Consider the following 16,378-nt stretch of genomic DNA (forward strand, 5'->3'; position numbering starts at 1 on the left):
CGTCAGCCCTTCCGTCGCCCGCCCGGCTTGTGGCCGCTGGTCATCGGGTCCGGCTTCTTCGGCAGGGGCTTCTTCGGGTCGCGGCGGTACATCTCCTGGCTGGACCCCAGGCCCATGCGGCCGGGCCGCTGCTCCACCAGGTTGCTCTCGCCGCTCTTCAGCCTGGCGATCGCGTCGCGCAGCAGGCCGGCCGTCTCGAAGTCGCCGGCCTCCGCGGCCTCGGCCATCCGCCGCTCCAGGTCCTCGATCGCGCCCATGGCCTCGGAACACCCTCATCCGCGGAAGCGTTGCTTCGGCCTCCCCATTTGAGCCCTATTGCCGCCGCTTGCGCGCGATAGGAAGCCCGCGCATGGAGTATGGAATGACCCTCGACCGCCGCAGCCTGACCCTCGCGCTGATCGCGAGCGCCTTCGCCGGCCCCGCGCTTGCCCAGGCCGCCCTGTCGCCCGCGGACCGCGCGCTGGTCGACCGCGCCGCCGCCTATCTGCAGGGCCTCGCCGAGGCCCGCGCCCGCTTCGTCCAGACCGACGCCCGGGGCCGCGCCATTGGCGGCGAAGTGTTCCTGAAGCGGCCCGGCAAGGCGCGCTTCGACTACGATGATCCCTCGGGCCTGCTGGTGGTTTCGGACGGCGGCGTGGTTTCCGTGCAGGACACGCGGCTCAAGACCTTCGACCGCTATCCGCTGTCGGCGACGCCGCTGTCGGTGTTCCTGGCCAAGAACATCCGCCTGGACAAGGACGTCACCATCACCCGCGTCTCGCGGATGGCCGACGGCTTCTCCATCACCGCCCGCGACGGCAATAAGCGCACCGCCGGCCAGATCACGCTCAATTTCCGCGAGGCGCCCCAACTGGTCCTCACCGGCTGGACCATCACCGACGCCCAGAACCGCCAGACCCGCGTGCAGCTGCAGAATCTACAGCGCGCCTCGGGCCTCTCGCCCTCGCTTTTCGTCCTCAAGGACCCCCGCCCGAAGAACGTCGGTCGCGGCAAGGTGTGATTTGTTAAGCACAGGCAAGGCCAATTTCTTCGGCCTTTGACTTTCTGTCACACTGTTGCGATAGTGCCACTACGTCGCCCGCGCAGTCCTGCGCAGGCGTGTCCGTGCCGGAACCTATCCCCTCCCGGCGGCGGCATGAGAGACAACTTTCAACGCCCGGACGTTAGCCATCGTCCGGGCGTTTCTTTGCGGCGTTCCCGAATTCGGCGCGGCAGCCTAAATGAGCGGCATGCGCCTTCGCCTCTGCACCTGGAACGTCAACTCCGTCCGCCTGCGCGCCGAACAGGTCGCCCGCTTCGTCCAGGAGCAGGCTCCCGACGTGCTGTGCCTGCAGGAGATCAAGTGCCGCGAGGGCGAGTTCCCGCTGAACGCCTTCAGGGACATGGGCCTGCCGCACCTGCGGATCGCCGGCCAGAAGGGCTGGCACGGCGTGGCCATCGCTTCCCGCCTGCCGATCGAGGACGCGCCCAAGCTGGACGTCTGCCGCGAGGGCCACGCCCGCTGCGTCGGGGCCAAGGTGGCCGGCGTCGAGATCCACAACTTCTACATCCCCGCCGGCGGCGACACCCCCGACCGCGCCGAGAACCCCAAGTTCGACCACAAGCTGGACTTCTACGAGAAGCTCACCGCCGAGCTCTCCAGGCGGGACAAGGCCCAGCCGCTGGCCGTGGTCGGCGACCTGAACGTCGCCCCCGGCGAGTTCGACGTCTGGAACCACAAGTACATGTCGAGGATCGTCAGCCACACGCCGGTGGAGGTGGAGGCCTTCGCCAGGCTGAAGGCTTCGCTCGACTTCATCGACCTGCCTCGGGAGACGACGCCCGAGCCGGTGAAGATGGCGTCCTGGTGGAGCTATCGCGCGGCCGACTTCCGCGTCTCGAACCGGGGGTTGCGGCTCGACCACATCCTGGTGACGCCGGGCCTGCGCGACGCGGCCTTCCGGCTCGGCGCCGCCGCCAGCCGCGTCCATGAGGATGTCCGCGCCTGGGAACGGCCCAGCGACCACGCGCCGGTCAGCGCGGACCTGGTTCTATAGCGAAAACAACTGTCATCCCGGACGGCCGCAGGCCGATCCGGGACCCAGGAGGTCTTGCAGTGCGGTCGTCCTGGGTCCCGGCTCTCCGCTTCGCTGCGGCCGGGATGACGGGATTTTCTCGCTCTAAGGCGCCAGCTTGTAGCCGCCAGCTTCGGTCAGCAGCAGGCGGGCGTTGGCCGGATCGGGCTCGATCTTCTGCCGCAGCCGGTAGACGTGCGTCTCCAGCGTGTGCGTCGTGACCCCGGCGTTGTAGCCCCAGACCTCGGCCAGAAGCTCCTCACGCGAGACGGCCTTTTCGCCGGCCCGGTAGAGGTACTTCAGGATGTTGGTCTCCTTCTCCGTCAGGCGGATCTTCTTCTGCTTCTCGTCGACCAGCATCTTGGCGGCCGGACGGAACTCGTAGGCGCCCAGCCGGAAGACCGCGCCCTCCGAATGCTCGTGGCTGCGCAACTGGGCGCGGATGCGGGCGAGCAGGACCGCGAACTTGTAGGGCTTGGCGACATAGTCGTTGGCGCCGGCCTCGAGCCCCATGACCGTGTCGTCGTCGCTGGTGGCGGCGGTCAGCATGATCACCGGGGCGGCGACGCCGTTGTTCCGCATCTGACGGCAGGCATTGCGGCCGTCCATGTCGGGCAGGTCGACGTCCAGCAGGACCAGGTCGGGCTTGGCCTCGGAGCCCAGCCGGACGCCTTCGCCGGCCGTAGAGGCCTCGACGGTTTCGAAGCCTTCCGCCTGAAGCTGCTCGGCGATCGCCCCGCGAAGGTCCTGGTCGTCGTCGACGATGAGGAGGGTCTTGCGTTGAGCCATGGTTAGAACAAACACCATATGTCGTGTGTCGGGCAAAGGATTTGCGTTTGAACTTCGTTGCGACATCGGACGGATGGCTGGACCTGGGGGACCGTAGGGTGCGCTGCGCCCTGGGACCCGCTGGAGTGGTCCCGGCGGCCCAGAAGCGTGAGGGCGACGGCGCTTCGCCCGCGGGCGTGTGGCCGATCCGCGAGGTCTGGTACCGCCCCGACAGGGGTCCGCCGCCGGCCTGCGAGCTGCGGGTCCACGCCATGAAGGACAGCGACGGCTGGTGCGACGACCCGGCCGACCCGAACTACAACCGCCACGTCGACCTGCCTTATCCGGCCAGCGCCGAGCGCCTGTGGCGCGACGACGGCGTGTACGACATCGTCGTCGTGCTGGGACACAATGACGATCCCGTGGTTCCGGACCTCGGCTCGTGCATCTTCCTGCACCTCTGCCGGCCGGGCTTCCCGCCGACCGAGGGCTGCGTCGCGATCGAACGCGCCGACCTCGAGGACCTGCTCGCCAGGGCCCAGCCCGGCGACGCCGTGGAGATCCGCCAGGCGTGAGCCTGCCGCCGCCCCGCCAGACCGTGCCGGGCGGCGAGCTGCCGAGACATCGCCACGAGCACGGCTACGCCGCCGTCGTGCTCTCGGGGACCTACGAGGAGGCCGGAGACAATGGCCGGCGCGCCGTGCGGCCCGGCGACGTGGTCGTGCACGGCGCCTTCGAGGCGCACCTGAACCGGACCCCAGCCGCCGGCGCCCTGGTGCTGAACCTGCCGCTGCCGTGCGACGCGCTTTCCGCCTTCGGGACCGTGGCCGACGCCGACGCGATCGCCCGCGCCGCCGGACGCGACACCTGCGAGGCGGTCGCCCTGCTGGTCGCCCAGCACCAGCCCGCGCCGGCGATCGCGATGGACTGGCCCGACCTGCTGGCCGAGGCGCTGCGCGAGGCGCCGGTGCGGATCGGCGACTGGGCCCGGGCCCACGGCCTATCGGCCGAGCATGTGGCGCGCGGCTTCCGCCAGGTGTTCGGCGCAGGGCCCTTGGCCTACGGCCGCGAGGTCCGCGCACGGGACGCCCTGCACGCCGCCCTGTCCGGCGACCATCCACTGGCCGAGATCGCGCAGGCGACCGGATTTGCCGACCAGGCGCACATGACTCGCGCGGTGTTGGCCCTCAGCGGCCGGCCGCCCGGCGCTTGGCGCAGGTCAAATCCGTTCAAGACCGGAGCGAGCGCGCCCGCCATCTGAAGGCGCATGAACAGACGCGCCTTCCTCGCCGCCGCCGCCGTCCTGCCCCTCGCGACCCCGACTTCCGCCCAGTCGGGTGTCCGCACCCGGTGGACGATCACCACCTCCGAAGGCTTCGACGCCATCGCCTTCCTGGGTCCTCTCTCGGGCAAGCCGCTGTACGCGGAGCGCTACAAGGCCGAGATCGGCGCCTTCGCGCCGCGCGTGACGCCAGCCCTGCGCACCGCCGTCGACCGGCTGCAGGCCCGGGCCGACGAAACCGGCAAGCTGCTCTGGCCGACGCTGGCCAACGTGCTGTCCTACGGGCCCACCGACACCATCGACGATCTGCTGGCCTCGCTGGAGGACCTCGACGGCCGCGTCCTGCCGGCGCTGAGGCCGAGCAGCCACTGGGACGAGCAGAGCTGGGCCTTCCTCACCGGCGGCCGCGACGACGCGAGAACGATCTTTCGGGAGCTCAAGGCGGCGGATTTAACAGGCTTCCGAAACGGCCTGGTCGGGGACCGGCTGAAGACCCGCGCGCCTGAGCTGATGGCGGGCCTGGCGAAGTACGACGTCATCGCCGAGCAGGAGCGGCTGATCGGGCGCCGCCTCGATCCGACGATCGGGGTCGTCCTGCTCTGGTTCTCCAAGCCGCACGCCGCCAGCATGGGCCGCCAGCGCTCGCTCTCGCACTTCGACTACCCGGTGGAGACCGTCGTCCGCATCGTCGCCCATGAGATGCTGCACCCGCCGTTCCCGATGGAAGGGCCGACCGCCAAGGCGGCGCTCGCGGTGCTGGACAAGGACCCGCTGCTGCGGCGGGTGCTGAAGGAGCACGACCCCGGCTACGGCTACAACTCCATGGACGGCATCCTCGACGAGGACACCGTCGAGGCCCTGGACCAGATCGTCTCCGAGCGCCTGGGCGTCGCCCGCGATCCCGCCGAGCGATGGTCCACCGCCGACGACGGCATGCACGTCCTGGCGGCCGCCCTCTACGGCATGCTGAAGGCCGAGGGTTACGACCGCACAGGCGGGAACATCGAGGCGTGGATGGGCCAGGCGGTGAAGGCCGGCAAGCTGTCGCCCGACCGCATCCGCGCCTTCGCGGGCCAGGTGACGAAAACCCCGCCCGACCGGCTCTGGCCGCGCCGTAAGGCCTAGAGCCGCGCGCCGAAGACTGCCGAGCCCACCCGGACGCTGGTGGCGCCGAAGCGGATGGCCGTCTCGAAGTCGTCGCTCATGCCCATGGAGAGTTTCGCAAGCCCGTTGCGTTCGGCGACCTTCCTGAGCAGCGCGAAATGCGGGCCCGCGGGCTCGTCGGCCGGCGGGATGCACATCAGGCCCTCGATATCGAAGCCATAGTCCTTGCGGCAGGCAGCGATGAAGGCGTCGGCCTCGGCCGGCGTCACGCCCGCCTTCTGCGGTTCCTCGCCGGTGTTCACCTGGACGTAGAGCCTGGGCGCGCGGCCCTGCTTCTCGACCTGCTCGGCCAGCGCGCGCGCAAGCTTGTCGCGATCCAGGCTCTCGATGACGTCGAAGAACGCCACCGCCTCCTTGGCCTTGTTGGACTGCAGCGGGCCAATCAGGTGGAGGGTCAGGCCCTTCGCCTTGCCCTCCCACCGCGCCATCGCCTCCTGCACGCGGTTTTCGCCGAACACCCGCTGGCCGGCGGCGAGCACCGGCTCGATCGCCTCCCACGGCTGCTGTTTGGAGACGGCGACCAGCGTCACCTCCGCCGGATCGCGGCCGCAGGCTTGCGCGGCGCGGGCGATCCGGGCCACGACGTCGGCATAGGCGGCCAAGGACTGGGGAGGCGCGGTCATTTCGGAGGCGTTCTGGACCCTGCAGCGGACCGCCCGGCTCTTACCGGCCCGCAGGCGGCTGCGGAAGGCCCTGCCCGCCCTGCTGTTCTTCACCGACCCGCAGCGCACGCCCGATCCCGTAGCCGCCGCCGAGGCGCTGCCGAGAGGCGCGGGCGTCGTCTACCGCAGCTTTGGAGCCGCCGACGCCGAGACGACCGCCCTGCGCCTGAGAGCTGTCGCCCGCCGGCGGGGCCTGCATCTGCTGATCGGCCAGGACGCCGGCCTCGCCGCGCGGATCGGCGCCGACGGGGTCCACCTGCCCGAGCGGCTGGCCCATCGCGCCCAGACGCTGAAGCGGTCGCATCCGGGCTGGATCGTCACCGCCGCCGCGCATTCGCTGGCCGCCGCCAGGGTGGCAGGTCCCGACGCGGTGGTGATCTCGGCCGCCTTCCCATCGCGCAGCGCCTCGGCCGGGGCCCCGCTCGGACCCGTCCGGCTTGCGGCGCTGGTCCGTACCGCGGCCCGGCCCGCCTATGCGTTGGGCGGCGTGAACGACAAAACCGCCCGCCGTCTGCTCGACGCGGGCCTCATCGGGTTCGCAGCGGTGGAAGGGCTCGCGCCCTAGAACTTGAAGCTGGACTCCAGCCGCACCTTCGGCGCGTCGGCCGGGCGCGCCTGGTTGGGACGCGGAGCCAGTTCCTGCTCGCCCAGGGCCACCGAGCCGCCGACCCGCAGCGAGGGCGTGATCCGGAAGTAGGCGCCGGCCTGGACGTCGTTGGCGGTGGTCTCGCGCTCGTCCGACTGCTTGACGCCGAGGGTCAGGCCGAAGCGGCCCTTGCTGGCGTCGTACTGCATCAGCCGGCCGGCGCCGGGCGCGGCGCTGGGCTCGGACTTGACCGTGAAGTCGATGCGCTTGCCCTTGTCGGCCGCGTGCGCGCCGCCGGCCACGGCGCCGAGAAGCGCCGCCACCGCAATGATCGCACCGGTACGTCCGACAGACATACGCAACATATAGCCCCTAAGCCCCGTCACCGCATCCCCGGCCATAGCAGAGGCTCGCGGTCTTGGGGCCGATTAGAGAAACCCAACGGAACAGGTCAACCGACTCTTCGGCCGGAAGGTCCCGGTCCAGGCGAATCGCCGCCGGATGTGGCAGAGCCGCCACGCGATTCCTGTTTGGCGCCGATGACGGCGTTGTTATAGAGGGCGCGGCGCGGGGCGGCGCCGTGGCGCTCGCGTCGCGGAATGATCTTTGGAGACGGATGCATATGCCGTTTGTGCGCGGTGAGTGGAAGCGTGGCCTGATGATCGGCGCGGCGGCGTTCGCCGTGACGGGCCTGGCCGCCTGCTCGACCCCCCGACTGCCCTTCACCGGCGGCGACCGGGTCGAAACCCCGTCCAACGCCGCCATTTCCGTGAACGGCTACCTGTGGCGCGCGACGCTCGACACCCTGTCGTTCATGCCGCTGGCCTCGGCCGACCCGTACGGCGGCGTGATCATCACCGACTGGTACGTGAACCCCGAGACGCCGAACGAGCGCTTCAAGTGCACGGTCTACATCCTGGACTCGCGCCTGCGCGCCGACGGCCTGAACGTGGCCGTCTTCAAGCAGGCCCGCGACGCCGCCGGGAACTGGGTCGACCAGCCCGCCGCCGGCCAGACCGAGGCGGACCTGGAGAACGCCATCCTGTCGCGTGCCCGCCAGCTTCGACTTTCGAACATCCGGGGCTGATCCCAGCCCCCTTCGTTCGGAGGTCGCGGGCGCCGACTGACGCGGGCCGTTGACCAAGGCCCCAACTCCGGTCCAAAGGCCCGTCATGGCCCGCTACAATCCCAAAGAGACCGAACCCAAGTGGCGTCAGCGCTGGGACGACGCCGACGCGTTCCGCGCCGTCGAGGACCGGTCCAGGCCCAAGTACTACGTGCTGGAGATGTTCCCGTACCCGTCGGGGCGCCTGCACATGGGCCACGTCCGCAACTACGCGCTGGGCGACGTCATCGCCCGCTTCAAGCGCGCCCGGGGCTTCTCGGTGCTGCACCCCATGGGCTGGGACGCCTTCGGCCTGCCGGCCGAGAACGCCGCCATGGAGCGCGGCGTCGACCCCAAGGCCTGGACCTACGACAACATCGCCCGCATGCGCGCCGAGCTGAAGGAGCTGGGCCTGGCGATCGACTGGTCCCGCGAGTTCGCCACCTGCGACGTCGAGTACTACGGCAAGCAGCAGGCCTGGTTCATCGAGCTGTTCGAGCGCGGCCTCGTCTATCGCAAGGAAAGCGTCGTCAACTGGGACCCCGTCGACCAGACGGTGCTGGCCAACGAGCAGGTCGTCGACGGCAAGGGCTGGCGCTCGGGCGCGCCGGTCGAGAAGCGCAAGCTGGCCCAGTGGTTCCTGAAGATCACCCAGTACGCCGACCAGCTGGTCGACGACCTGGAGACCCTGGACCGCTGGCCGGACAAGGTCCGCACGATGCAGGAGAACTGGATCGGCCGCTCCAAGGGCTGCCGCTTCCGGTTCCGCTTCGCCGGCGAGGCGCCGCAGGGCCATGCCGACGGCCTCGAGGTCTACACCACCCGGCCCGACACCCTGTACGGCGCGAGCTTCGTGGGCGTCGCCCCCGACCATCCGCTCGCCGAGATGATCGCCGCCCAGGACCCGAAGGCCGCCGCCTTCATCGCCGAGGCCCGCAAGGGCGCGGTCTCCGAAGCCGAGATCGAGACGGCCGAGAAGATCGGCTACGACACCGGCCTGAAGGTGAAGCACCCGTTCGACCCGAACTGGGAGCTGCCGGTCTGGATCGCCAACTTCATCCTGATGGACTACGGCACGGGCGCGATCTTCGCCTGCCCGGCCCATGACCAGCGCGACCTGGACTTCGCCCGCAAGTACGGCCTGCCGGTGAAGCCGGTGGTCCTGCCCCCCGGCGAGGATCCGGCGACCTTCGACGTGGGTGATGAGGCCTACGTCGGCCCCGGCACGATCTACAACTCCGGCTTCCTGGACGGCCTCGACATCGAAGCGGCCAAGTCCGCCGCCGTGGGCCGCATCGAACAGCAGGGCGACGGCCAGGGCGCGACGGTCTATCGCCTGCGCGACTGGGGCGTGTCGCGCCAGCGCGCCTGGGGCTGCCCGATCCCGTTCGTCCACTGCGGCAAGTGCGGCGTCGTCGCCGTGCCGAAGGACCAGCTGCCGGTGACGCACCCGGCCGACATCGAGTTCGGCAAGTCGGGCAATGCGCTGGATCGTCATCCGACGTGGAAGCACACGACCTGCCCCGACTGCGGCGGCCCCGCAACGCGTGAGACCGACACGCTGGACACCTTCGTGGACAGCTCCTGGTACTTCGCCCGCTTTGCCAATCCACACGCGGACGAGCCGATCGACAAGGCCGCCGCCGACTACTGGCTGCCCGTCGACCAGTACATCGGCGGCATCGAGCACGCCGTGCTGCACCTGCTGTACGCGCGCTTCATCACCAAGGCCCTGGCCGACGAGGGCGCGCTCAGCGTGCGCGAGCCGTTCGCCGGCCTGTTCACGCAAGGCATGGTCACGCACGAGACCTACCGCCGGCAGAACGGCGAGTGGATCGAGCCCAGCGCCGTCGAGGTGGTGGTCGAGGGAAAGACCCGACGCGCCCAGCTGGTCGACGGCGGCCAGCCGGTGAGCATCGGCGACGTCGAGAAGATGTCGAAGTCCAGGAAGAACACGGTGGCCCCGGAGGAGATCTTCGAGGTCTACGGCGTCGACGCCGCCCGTCTCTTCGTGCTGTCCGACAGCCCGCCCGAGCGCGACTTCCAGTGGTCGACCAGCGGCGTCCAGGGCGCCTGGCGCTTCGTCAACCGCGTGTGGGACGAGTTCGAGGCCCATCCGGCCGGCGGCATCGACTGGAAGGACTTCCAGGCCGACGACACCGAGATCGCCCGCGAGCTGCGCCGCCAGACCCACCGCACCGTCAAGGCGGTGACCGAGGCCATCGAGGCCTTCCGGTTCAACTCGGGCATCGCCCGGCTGTACGAATTCCTGAACGTGCTCAATGCCGCCCCGGTGATCGACGGCGACCCGGTCCTGCTGGCCGCCCGCCACGAGGCGCTGCAGGCCTTCGCCCGGCTGATCGCGCCCTTCACGCCGCACCTGGCCGAGGAATGCTGGGCCCACGTCGGCGGCGAGGGCCTGGTGGTCGACGCGCCCTGGCCCGAGTTCGACCCCGCCCTCACCGAGGACACGGTGAAGGTCCTGCCCGTGCAGGTGAACGGCAAGCGCCGCGGCGAGATTTCGGCGCCGGCTGGCGCCGAACCGGCCGAGGTGGAGAAGATCGTGCTTGCCGATCCCGACATCACCGCCCGCCTGGAAGGCCTCACGATCCGCAAGATCATTGTGGTCAAGGATCGGATCGTGAATATCGTGGCGGCATGACCAAGGCTGCGCTCCTCGCCCTGACGCTCTCCGCCGCCGCGCTCTCGACGGGCCTCGCGGGCTGCGCCGGCTTCACCCCGCTCTACGGCGAGGCTGGGGCTGGCCGGGCGCTGGCCGCGATCGACGTCGAGGCTCCTGAAGGGCGCACCGGCTTCCTGATGCGCCAGCACCTGGACGACGCCTTCGCCAAGAGCCGGGGCGCGCCGACGGCCTACACCATGCAGCTCGCCCTCGGCGAAGCGCGCTACCCGCGCGGCGTGCGGATCGACAACGTGGCCACGCGCTACGAATACGTGCTGACCGCCGACTATGTGCTGAAGTCGCAGCCCTCGGGCGCGATCGCCAAGCGTGGCCGCGTGCGGGTGGAGCTCACCTACGATTCCGCCGACCAGCCCTACGCCTCGATCGCGGCCCAGCAGGACGCGCAGGACCGCGCCGCGGCCGAGGCCGCCCGGCGCATCGAGCTGGAGCTCGCCGTCTGGCTCGCCAACGGGGCGAAGAAGGGCTGACCCCTTGGAGCTCAAGCGCCGTCCCGACGTCGAGCGCTTCCTAAAGTCGCCTGACGCCAACATCCGCGCGGCCTTGATCTACGGGCGCGACCTCGGGGTCGTGCGCGACCGCGGCCATGCGCTCGCGGCCCGGATCGTTCCGAACCCGGACGATCCGTTCGACGTGGCCATCCTCACCGAAGCCGACGTGGCCGACGATCCGCCGAGGCTCGAAGGCGAACTGGCGGCCCAGTCGCTGATGGGCGGACGCCGGTTGGTGCGGCTGCGGCTCTCCAACGAGAAGCCGGCCGTCGACAAGGCGGTGGCCGAGGCGCTCGAGCGGCACGCCGCCGGCGAACTGAACCCCGACGCCTTCTTCCTGATCGAGGCAGGCAATCTCGAGCGCAGCTCGGCGCTGCGGAAGACTGGCGAGAAGGCGCCCGCCTGCGCCACCATCCCCTGCTACGAGGACGAGCCCGGCGACGTCGCCCGCCTCGTTCGCGAACTGCTGGCCCGGGACCAGGTGTCCCTCAACAACGACGCCCTGCAGCTCTTCGTGCAGCGCCTGCCCAAGGAGCGCGGCGTCGCCAAGCAGGAGATCGAGCGGCTGGCGCTGTTCCTCGGCCCGGGCAGCGGCGTCACCGCCACGCCCGCCGACCTGGAGCCGTTCCTGGGCGTCGAGCCCGAGGCCTCCCTGTTCGACGCCGCCGCCGACGCCTTCGGCGGCCGCCTGGCCGATGCGCAGGCCGGCCTGCGCCGCGCCGCCCAGGAGGGCGAGGGCGGCCCCGCCGCCGTCCGCGCCATCGGCATGCACCTCGGCAAGCTCCGGCGCACGCTTACGCTCGCCAAGGCCGGCGCCGGCCTGCAGGAGGCCGCCAAGGCCTCAGGCGTGTTCTGGAAGCAGGAGCGCGAGTTCCTCCGCCAGGCCCGCGCCTGGACCCTCGAGGACCTGGACCGGATCCAGCCCGAGGTGCTGGCCGCCGACAAGGCCTGCAAGACCACCGGCAGCCCTGACCGCCTCATCGCCGAACGCCTGGCGCTCACCGTGGCCGGCCGGGCAAGAAGACTAGGGCTCTGAGTTCACGTTCTTGTATTGTTCGCAGACCTGATGTGTCATCCCGGTTTCGGCGCAGCCGAAGACCGGGACCCAGGAGGCTATGCAGTGCGGCGGCCCTGGGTCTCGGATCGGCCTGTGGCCGTCCGGGATGACGTTCCCCTTCTAACGTCGATTGAGGCGACGACAGATCTCGTCCAGCTGTTCGAGGCTCGCGTAGCGAATTCTGATCTCGCCGACGCCGCCGCGGTCGGCGATATCGACAGCCATCCCCAGAACATCTTCAAGCTCTGCCTCAAGAGCTTCGGTGTCCGCGTCCTTCGGCCGCTTCGGCCCGCTGGCCTTCTTGGCGCCCTCCCCGCCGGCGGCCGCAGGCCTGGCCAGGGCCTCGGCGTCGCGCACCGACAGACCCTTGTCGATGATCTGCTCCGCCAGCGCCTGGGGATTGTCCGACGTCAGCAGCGCCCGCGCGTGGCCGGCGGTGAGCTTGCCCGTCACCACATATTGCTGCACCGCCTCGGGGAGCTGCAGCAGGCGCATGGTGTTGGCCACGTGGCTGCGGCTCTTGCCCACGCGCTCGGCGGCCTGTTCCTGGGTGTAGGCCATCCGGCCCATCAGCGCCTGGTAGGCGCGCGCCTCTTCCATGGCGTTGAGGTCTGCGCGCTGGACGTTCTCGACCACGGCGATCTCGAACGACAGGTTGTCGTCGACGTTGCGCACCAGGGCCGGGATCGCGTGGAGCCCCGCCTTCTGGCTCGCGCGCCAGCGCCGCTCGCCGGCCACGATCTCGAACTCGCCCGGCGTCTTCGGCGACGGCCGCACCAGGATCGGCTGCAGCACGCCGCGCTCGCGGATCGAGGCCTCCAGCTCGGCGATCTCGGCGTCGGCGAAGTGCTGGCGCGGCTGGTCCGGGTTGCGGTGGATCAGCTCGATCGGGATCTCGCGGACGCCGGCCTGCGGATCGGCCGCATGCTCGATCTCCTCGGCCTCGCCCAGCAGGGCCGAAAGGCCGCGCCCAAGTCCACGCTTCTCCGCCATCGTCTCAGCTCACCGCTTCCGCTTGCGCCTTCTTCCGGCGCTCCCGCTCGCGCAGGACAACCTCGCGCGCGAGCTTCAGATAGGCCTGGCTGCCGGCGCACTTCAGGTCATAGACCAGCGCCGGCTTTCCGAACGACGGCGCCTCCGAGACCCGCACGTTCCGCGGGATCACCGTCTGGTAGACCGTGTCGCCGAAGTGGGCGCGGACGTCGCCCGCCACCTGTTCCGACAGCGAGTTGCGCCGGTCGTACATCGTCAGGATGACGCCCTGGATCTCCAGCGCCGGATTGAGGCTGCCCCGCACCAGGTCGACGGTGCGCATCAGCTGCGTCAGGCCCTCAAGGGCGAAGAACTCGCACTGCAGCGGCACCAGCACGGCGTCGGCCGCCGCCATGGCGTTGACCGTCAGGAGGTTAAGCGACGGCGGGCAGTCGATCAGCACATAGGTATAGGCGCCGCTCTCGCGGACCGGCGACAGGGCGTCCCGCAGCTTGAACGAGCGCCGCGCCTGCTGGCCGAGCTCCAGCTCCACGCCGGAGAGGTCCGGGTCGGCCGGGACGAGGTCCAGCCCCGGCACTGAGGTCTTCACGACCGCGTCCAGGACGGGCTTCTCGCCCATCAGGACGTCGTAGAGGGTGTGCTTGCGCTGGGCCCGCCCGACGCCCAGCCCGGTGGAGGCGTTCCCCTGCGGATCGGAGTCGACCAGCAGCACCTTCTCCCCGACCGCGGCCAGGGCCGTGCCCAGGTTGATCGCCGTCGTGGTCTTGCCCACGCCGCCCTTCTGGTTGGCGACCACGAGGACCCGCAGCGCCCGGTCAGACTTTACGGCCACGGCCGCGCTCCCTTCCAAGGCTCTTCACCCGCACGATGCGGCCCCGTTCGTCACTCTTCGACGGTATGACATCCGCCTCGAATTCCCAAGATCTGGCGGCCTTGCTCATCTCGGCCGCTACATCTTGTCCCTTCAGGAAGAGGCCCGTCGCGCCAACCTTCAGATAGGGGCGCGCGTACCCCAACAGGCGGACGAGCGGCGCACAAGCCCGGGCCGTGACGATGTCCACAGCCAAGTCGAGGTTTTCCGCCCTCTCGTTGTGAACGGTTGCGGGCAGATCGAGATCGCGGACCACGTCGTCGAGGAAGCGGCAACGCTTGGCCATGCTCTCCACGAGGTGGACGTGGAAGCCGTCGCGCCCCTTGCCCAGGATCGCTAGGACCAGACCCGGGAATCCGGCGCCGGCCCCGAGATCGGCCCAGACGAGAGCGTCAGGCGCGAACTTCAGGAGCTGGGCGCTGTCCCAGGCGTGGCGGTTCCAGAAGTCAGGGATCGTCTTCGGGCCGACGAGGTTCATGACCTCATTGCCGGCGGACAGCATCTCCAGGAAGCGCGTCAGGTCGGCGACCTGAGCCGCGCTGGCCCCGGTGGCCGCCGCGAACGATGCGGCGTCGGTGACTTGGCTCACGCCCCCTCCGACCCTTCGGGCCACCTCCCCCGCCGCGCGGGGGAGGAGTAGGTAGGGGGAGCGCCGCTCCTCCCCTGCGAAGCGGGGGAGGTGTCAGCGAAGCTGACGGAGGGGGCGTTTCTCATGCTCAAGCCGCGCGCCGACGCACATGCGCCAGCAGCGCCGTCAGGGCGCCCGGCGTGACGCCCTCGATCCGGCCGGCCTGCCCAAGCGTGAGTGGGCGGACGGCGGCCAGCTTTTCCCGGACCTCGTTCGACAGCCCGCCGATGGCCGCATAGTCCAGATCGCCCGGCAGGCGCAGGTCCTCGTCCTTTCGGAAGGCTTCGGCGTCGGCCGCCTGGCGGTCGAGATAGCCGGCATAGGCGGCGTCGATCTCCACCTGCTCGCGGACTGCCGGAGACCAGCCGCCGATCTGCGGCCAGATCCGCGCGAGATCTTCGAAGCTAATGGTCGGATAGGCGAGAAGCTGCAGGAGGTCGCGCCGCTGGCCGTCCGCCTTCACCGGAAGGCCGGCCCTCTGGGCCTCCTGGGGCGTCAGCCGGAGCTCGGACGCCAATCGGCGGGCGTCGGCGAGGGCGCGCTGTTTCACGTGAAACACCCCCGCCCGCTCCGCGCCGACCACGCCCAGGTCGATGCCTTTGGCGGTAAGCCGCTGGTCGGCATTGTCGGCGCGCAGGCTTAGCCGGAACTCGGCCCGGCTGGTGAACATCCGATAGGGCTCGGTGACGCCGCGCGTGACGAGGTCGTCGATCAGCACGCCGATATAGGCTTCGTCGCGGGCGAACTGCGCCGGCTGGGCGTCGCCCGCCGCCCGGGCGGCGTTGAGCCCGGCGACGAGGCCCTGGGCGCCGGCTTCCTCATAACCCGTGGTGCCGTTGATCTGGCCGGCCAGATAGAGGCCCGGCAGACGCTTGACCTCGAGCGTCGGATAGAGCTCGCGCGGATCGACGTAATCGTACTCGATCGCATAGCCGTGGCGTTTCACCGCCACCTGCTCCAGGCCGGGGATGGTGCGCAGGAACAGGTCCTGGGTCTCGGTGGAGACCGAGGTCGATATGCCGTTCGGATAGACGGTCGTGTCGTCGAGCCCCTCCGGCTCCAGGAAGATCTGGTGGCTGGTCTTGTCGCGGAAGCGGACGACCTTGTCCTCGATCGACGGGCAATAGCGTGGGCCGCGCCCCGAGACGCGGCCGCCATAGACGGCGCTCTCTCCAAGCCGCTCGGCGATGATCCGGTGGGTCTCTTCCGTCGTATAGGTGATGCCGCATTCGATCTGCGGGACGGTGATGGCGTCCGTCAGGAAGGAGAACGGGATCGGCTCCTCGTCCGCCGCCTGCATCTCCAGCCGGTCCCAGGCGATGGTCGAACCGTCCAGCCGCGCGGGCGTCCCGGTCTTCAGGCGACCCATGTTGAGGCCCAGGCCGTACAGCCGGTCCGACAGGCCGATGGCCGGCGCGTCGCCGATCCGCCCGGCCGGAATGCGCGTCTCGCCCTGATGGATGACGCCCTTGAGGAAGGTGCCCGTGGTCAGCACCACGCGGCCGGCGTCATAGGTCTCCCCGCTCGCGCCAACGACGCCGGTCACCCGGCCGCCGTCGACCAGCAGGTCTTCGACCGCCTCGGCCTTGATGGTCAGGTTGGGCGTCGCCGCGAGCTCGGCCTGCATCGCCTCACGATAGAGCCTGCGGTCGATCTGCGAGCGAGGTCCGCGGACGGCTGCGCCCTTGGACCGGTTCAGCATGCGGAACTGGATGCCGGCCCGGTCGGCCAGCCGACCCATGAGGCCGTCGAGCGCGTCGATCTCGCGGACCAGATGCCCCTTGCCCAGCCCGCCGATAGCCGGGTTGCAGCTCATCTCGCCGATCGTCTCGACCTTATGGGTGAGCAGCAGCGTGCGCGCGCCGAAGCGCGCCGAGGCCGCCGCGGCCTCGCAACCGGCGTGTCCGCCGCCAATGACGATGACGTCCCACATGAGGCCGCTCATATAGTGGAAGGCCGGCCGTGTTTCACGTGAAACGTCGCCGCGGGCGGCCGCTGCCCTGTTTCACGTGAAAC

At 70.1% G+C, this 16,378-nt stretch carries 18 protein-coding genes; 10 read left to right on the forward strand and 8 right to left on the reverse strand.

All coding sequences use genetic code 11. The features are described from left to right. Positions 1-2: 2 nt before the first annotated feature. Positions 3-257: a UvrB/UvrC motif-containing protein gene (locus tag ACO2Q0_RS07870; RefSeq protein ID WP_423350943.1), complete on the reverse strand. Its 255-nt coding sequence runs from the start codon at positions 255-257 to the stop codon at positions 3-5. Between the two features lie 104 nt (positions 258-361). Here ACO2Q0_RS07870 and ACO2Q0_RS07875 point away from each other — a divergent pair, with 104 nt between their 5' ends. Together ACO2Q0_RS07875 and ACO2Q0_RS07880 are read left to right on the forward strand one after the other, a co-directional pair. After that, positions 362-1,000 carry a LolA family protein gene (locus ACO2Q0_RS07875; RefSeq protein ID WP_423350944.1) on the forward strand — a complete coding sequence of 213 codons (639 nt, stop codon included), beginning with the start codon at positions 362-364 and terminating at the stop codon, positions 998-1,000. Between the two features lie 229 nt (positions 1,001-1,229). After that, positions 1,230-2,036, forward strand: a complete 807-nt coding sequence (locus ACO2Q0_RS07880) for an exodeoxyribonuclease III (protein WP_423350945.1) — start codon at positions 1,230-1,232, stop codon at positions 2,034-2,036. Between the two features lie 123 nt (positions 2,037-2,159). On the opposite strand, the gene ACO2Q0_RS07885 is transcribed toward ACO2Q0_RS07880, so the two are convergent. Continuing rightward, complete coding sequence (locus ACO2Q0_RS07885) at positions 2,160-2,843, reverse strand: response regulator transcription factor (RefSeq protein ID WP_423350946.1); 684 nt, start codon at positions 2,841-2,843, stop codon at positions 2,160-2,162. Between the two features lie 47 nt (positions 2,844-2,890). Here ACO2Q0_RS07885 and ACO2Q0_RS07890 point away from each other — a divergent pair, with 47 nt between their 5' ends. Genes ACO2Q0_RS07890 through ACO2Q0_RS07900 form a run of 3 tightly spaced genes read left to right on the forward strand, consistent with a single transcriptional unit; the run spans position 2,891 to position 5,229 of the window. Next, positions 2,891-3,397, forward strand: coding sequence for a L,D-transpeptidase family protein (locus tag ACO2Q0_RS07890; RefSeq protein WP_423350947.1), 507 nt, complete (start codon positions 2,891-2,893; stop codon positions 3,395-3,397). After that, positions 3,394-4,083: a helix-turn-helix domain-containing protein gene (locus ACO2Q0_RS07895; RefSeq protein WP_423350948.1), complete on the forward strand. Its 690-nt coding sequence runs from the start codon at positions 3,394-3,396 to the stop codon at positions 4,081-4,083. Before ACO2Q0_RS07890 ends, ACO2Q0_RS07895 begins: the two co-directional genes overlap by 4 nt. Before the next feature lie 6 nt (positions 4,084-4,089). Continuing rightward, a complete protein-coding gene (locus tag ACO2Q0_RS07900; protein WP_423350949.1) occupies positions 4,090-5,229 on the forward strand; it encodes a hypothetical protein in 1,140 nt (379 codons plus the stop codon). On the opposite strand, the gene ACO2Q0_RS07905 is transcribed toward ACO2Q0_RS07900, so the two are convergent. Beyond that, positions 5,226-5,891 carry a YggS family pyridoxal phosphate-dependent enzyme gene (locus tag ACO2Q0_RS07905; RefSeq protein WP_423350950.1) on the reverse strand — a complete coding sequence of 222 codons (666 nt, stop codon included), beginning with the start codon at positions 5,889-5,891 and terminating at the stop codon, positions 5,226-5,228. The genes ACO2Q0_RS07900 and ACO2Q0_RS07905 overlap by 4 nt on opposite strands. 136 nt (positions 5,892-6,027) lie before the next feature. Between ACO2Q0_RS07905 and ACO2Q0_RS07910 the strand changes: the two genes are divergently transcribed. After that, complete coding sequence (locus ACO2Q0_RS07910) at positions 6,028-6,495, forward strand: thiamine phosphate synthase (RefSeq protein WP_423351583.1); 468 nt, start codon at positions 6,028-6,030, stop codon at positions 6,493-6,495. Here ACO2Q0_RS07910 and ACO2Q0_RS07915 read toward each other — a convergent pair. Further along, a complete protein-coding gene (locus tag ACO2Q0_RS07915; protein WP_423350951.1) occupies positions 6,492-6,872 on the reverse strand; it encodes an NtrZ family periplasmic regulatory protein in 381 nt (126 codons plus the stop codon). The genes ACO2Q0_RS07910 and ACO2Q0_RS07915 overlap by 4 nt on opposite strands. 266 nt (positions 6,873-7,138) lie before the next feature. Between ACO2Q0_RS07915 and ACO2Q0_RS07920 the strand changes: the two genes are divergently transcribed. The 4 genes from ACO2Q0_RS07920 to holA all read left to right on the forward strand — a co-directional run bounded on the left by ACO2Q0_RS07920 (position 7,139) and on the right by holA (position 11,849). After that, positions 7,139-7,603, forward strand: a complete 465-nt coding sequence (locus tag ACO2Q0_RS07920) for a DUF3576 domain-containing protein (protein ID WP_423351584.1) — start codon at positions 7,139-7,141, stop codon at positions 7,601-7,603. Between the two features lie 85 nt (positions 7,604-7,688). Then, positions 7,689-10,283 carry a leucine--tRNA ligase gene (leuS, locus tag ACO2Q0_RS07925; RefSeq protein WP_423350952.1) on the forward strand — a complete coding sequence of 865 codons (2,595 nt, stop codon included), beginning with the start codon at positions 7,689-7,691 and terminating at the stop codon, positions 10,281-10,283. Next, positions 10,280-10,792, forward strand: a complete 513-nt coding sequence (gene lptE, locus ACO2Q0_RS07930) for an LPS assembly lipoprotein LptE (RefSeq protein WP_423350953.1) — start codon at positions 10,280-10,282, stop codon at positions 10,790-10,792. Before leuS ends, lptE begins: the two co-directional genes overlap by 4 nt. 4 nt (positions 10,793-10,796) lie before the next feature. After that, positions 10,797-11,849 (forward strand): DNA polymerase III subunit delta, encoded by a 1,053-nt coding sequence (gene holA, locus ACO2Q0_RS07935; protein WP_423350954.1) that lies wholly within the window; start codon positions 10,797-10,799, stop codon positions 11,847-11,849. A 141-nt stretch (positions 11,850-11,990) separates the two neighbouring features. Here the strand turns inward: holA and ACO2Q0_RS07940 are convergent, their stop codons facing one another. The 4 genes from ACO2Q0_RS07940 to mnmG all read right to left on the reverse strand — a co-directional run bounded on the left by ACO2Q0_RS07940 (position 11,991) and on the right by mnmG (position 16,295). Continuing rightward, positions 11,991-12,863 carry a ParB/RepB/Spo0J family partition protein gene (locus ACO2Q0_RS07940; protein ID WP_423350955.1) on the reverse strand — a complete coding sequence of 291 codons (873 nt, stop codon included), beginning with the start codon at positions 12,861-12,863 and terminating at the stop codon, positions 11,991-11,993. Positions 12,864-12,867: 4 nt separating this feature from the next. Continuing rightward, positions 12,868-13,695 carry a ParA family protein gene (locus ACO2Q0_RS07945; RefSeq protein ID WP_423350956.1) on the reverse strand — a complete coding sequence of 276 codons (828 nt, stop codon included), beginning with the start codon at positions 13,693-13,695 and terminating at the stop codon, positions 12,868-12,870. Next, the gene (rsmG, locus tag ACO2Q0_RS07950; RefSeq protein WP_423350957.1) at positions 13,679-14,323 is read right to left on the reverse strand and encodes a 16S rRNA (guanine(527)-N(7))-methyltransferase RsmG; all 645 of its coding nucleotides are present in this window, start codon (positions 14,321-14,323) and stop codon (positions 13,679-13,681) included. The genes ACO2Q0_RS07945 and rsmG overlap by 17 nt, the downstream gene beginning before the upstream one ends. A gap of 127 nt (positions 14,324-14,450) precedes the next feature. Continuing rightward, positions 14,451-16,295 (reverse strand): tRNA uridine-5-carboxymethylaminomethyl(34) synthesis enzyme MnmG, encoded by a 1,845-nt coding sequence (mnmG, locus tag ACO2Q0_RS07955; protein ID WP_423351585.1) that lies wholly within the window; start codon positions 16,293-16,295, stop codon positions 14,451-14,453. Positions 16,296-16,378: the final 83 nt, after the last annotated feature.

This window comes from Phenylobacterium sp. VNQ135 (assembly GCF_049445735.1).
Lineage (GTDB): Bacteria > Pseudomonadota > Alphaproteobacteria > Caulobacterales > Caulobacteraceae > Phenylobacterium.

What these genes read in the sequence shown, in the direction of transcription:
- ACO2Q0_RS07870 (WP_423350943.1), bottom strand. Translation starts at nt 257, where the DNA reads ATGGGCGCGATCGAGGACCTGGAGCGGCGGATGGCCGAGGCCGCGGAG.
- ACO2Q0_RS07875 (WP_423350944.1), top strand. Translation starts at nt 362, where the DNA reads ATGACCCTCGACCGCCGCAGCCTGACCCTCGCGCTGATCGCGAGCGCC.
- ACO2Q0_RS07880 (WP_423350945.1), top strand. Translation starts at nt 1,230, where the DNA reads ATGCGCCTTCGCCTCTGCACCTGGAACGTCAACTCCGTCCGCCTGCGC.
- ACO2Q0_RS07885 (WP_423350946.1), bottom strand. Translation starts at nt 2,843, where the DNA reads ATGGCTCAACGCAAGACCCTCCTCATCGTCGACGACGACCAGGACCTT.
- ACO2Q0_RS07900 (WP_423350949.1), top strand. Translation starts at nt 4,090, where the DNA reads ATGAACAGACGCGCCTTCCTCGCCGCCGCCGCCGTCCTGCCCCTCGCG.
- ACO2Q0_RS07905 (WP_423350950.1), bottom strand. Translation starts at nt 5,891, where the DNA reads ATGACCGCGCCTCCCCAGTCCTTGGCCGCCTATGCCGACGTCGTGGCC.
- ACO2Q0_RS07915 (WP_423350951.1), bottom strand. Translation starts at nt 6,872, where the DNA reads ATGTCTGTCGGACGTACCGGTGCGATCATTGCGGTGGCGGCGCTTCTC.
- ACO2Q0_RS07920 (WP_423351584.1), top strand. Translation starts at nt 7,139, where the DNA reads ATGCCGTTTGTGCGCGGTGAGTGGAAGCGTGGCCTGATGATCGGCGCG.
- leuS (WP_423350952.1), top strand. Translation starts at nt 7,689, where the DNA reads ATGGCCCGCTACAATCCCAAAGAGACCGAACCCAAGTGGCGTCAGCGC.
- lptE (WP_423350953.1), top strand. Translation starts at nt 10,280, where the DNA reads ATGACCAAGGCTGCGCTCCTCGCCCTGACGCTCTCCGCCGCCGCGCTC.
- ACO2Q0_RS07940 (WP_423350955.1), bottom strand. Translation starts at nt 12,863, where the DNA reads ATGGCGGAGAAGCGTGGACTTGGGCGCGGCCTTTCGGCCCTGCTGGGC.
- mnmG (WP_423351585.1), bottom strand. Translation starts at nt 16,295, where the DNA reads ATGTGGGACGTCATCGTCATTGGCGGCGGACACGCCGGTTGCGAGGCC.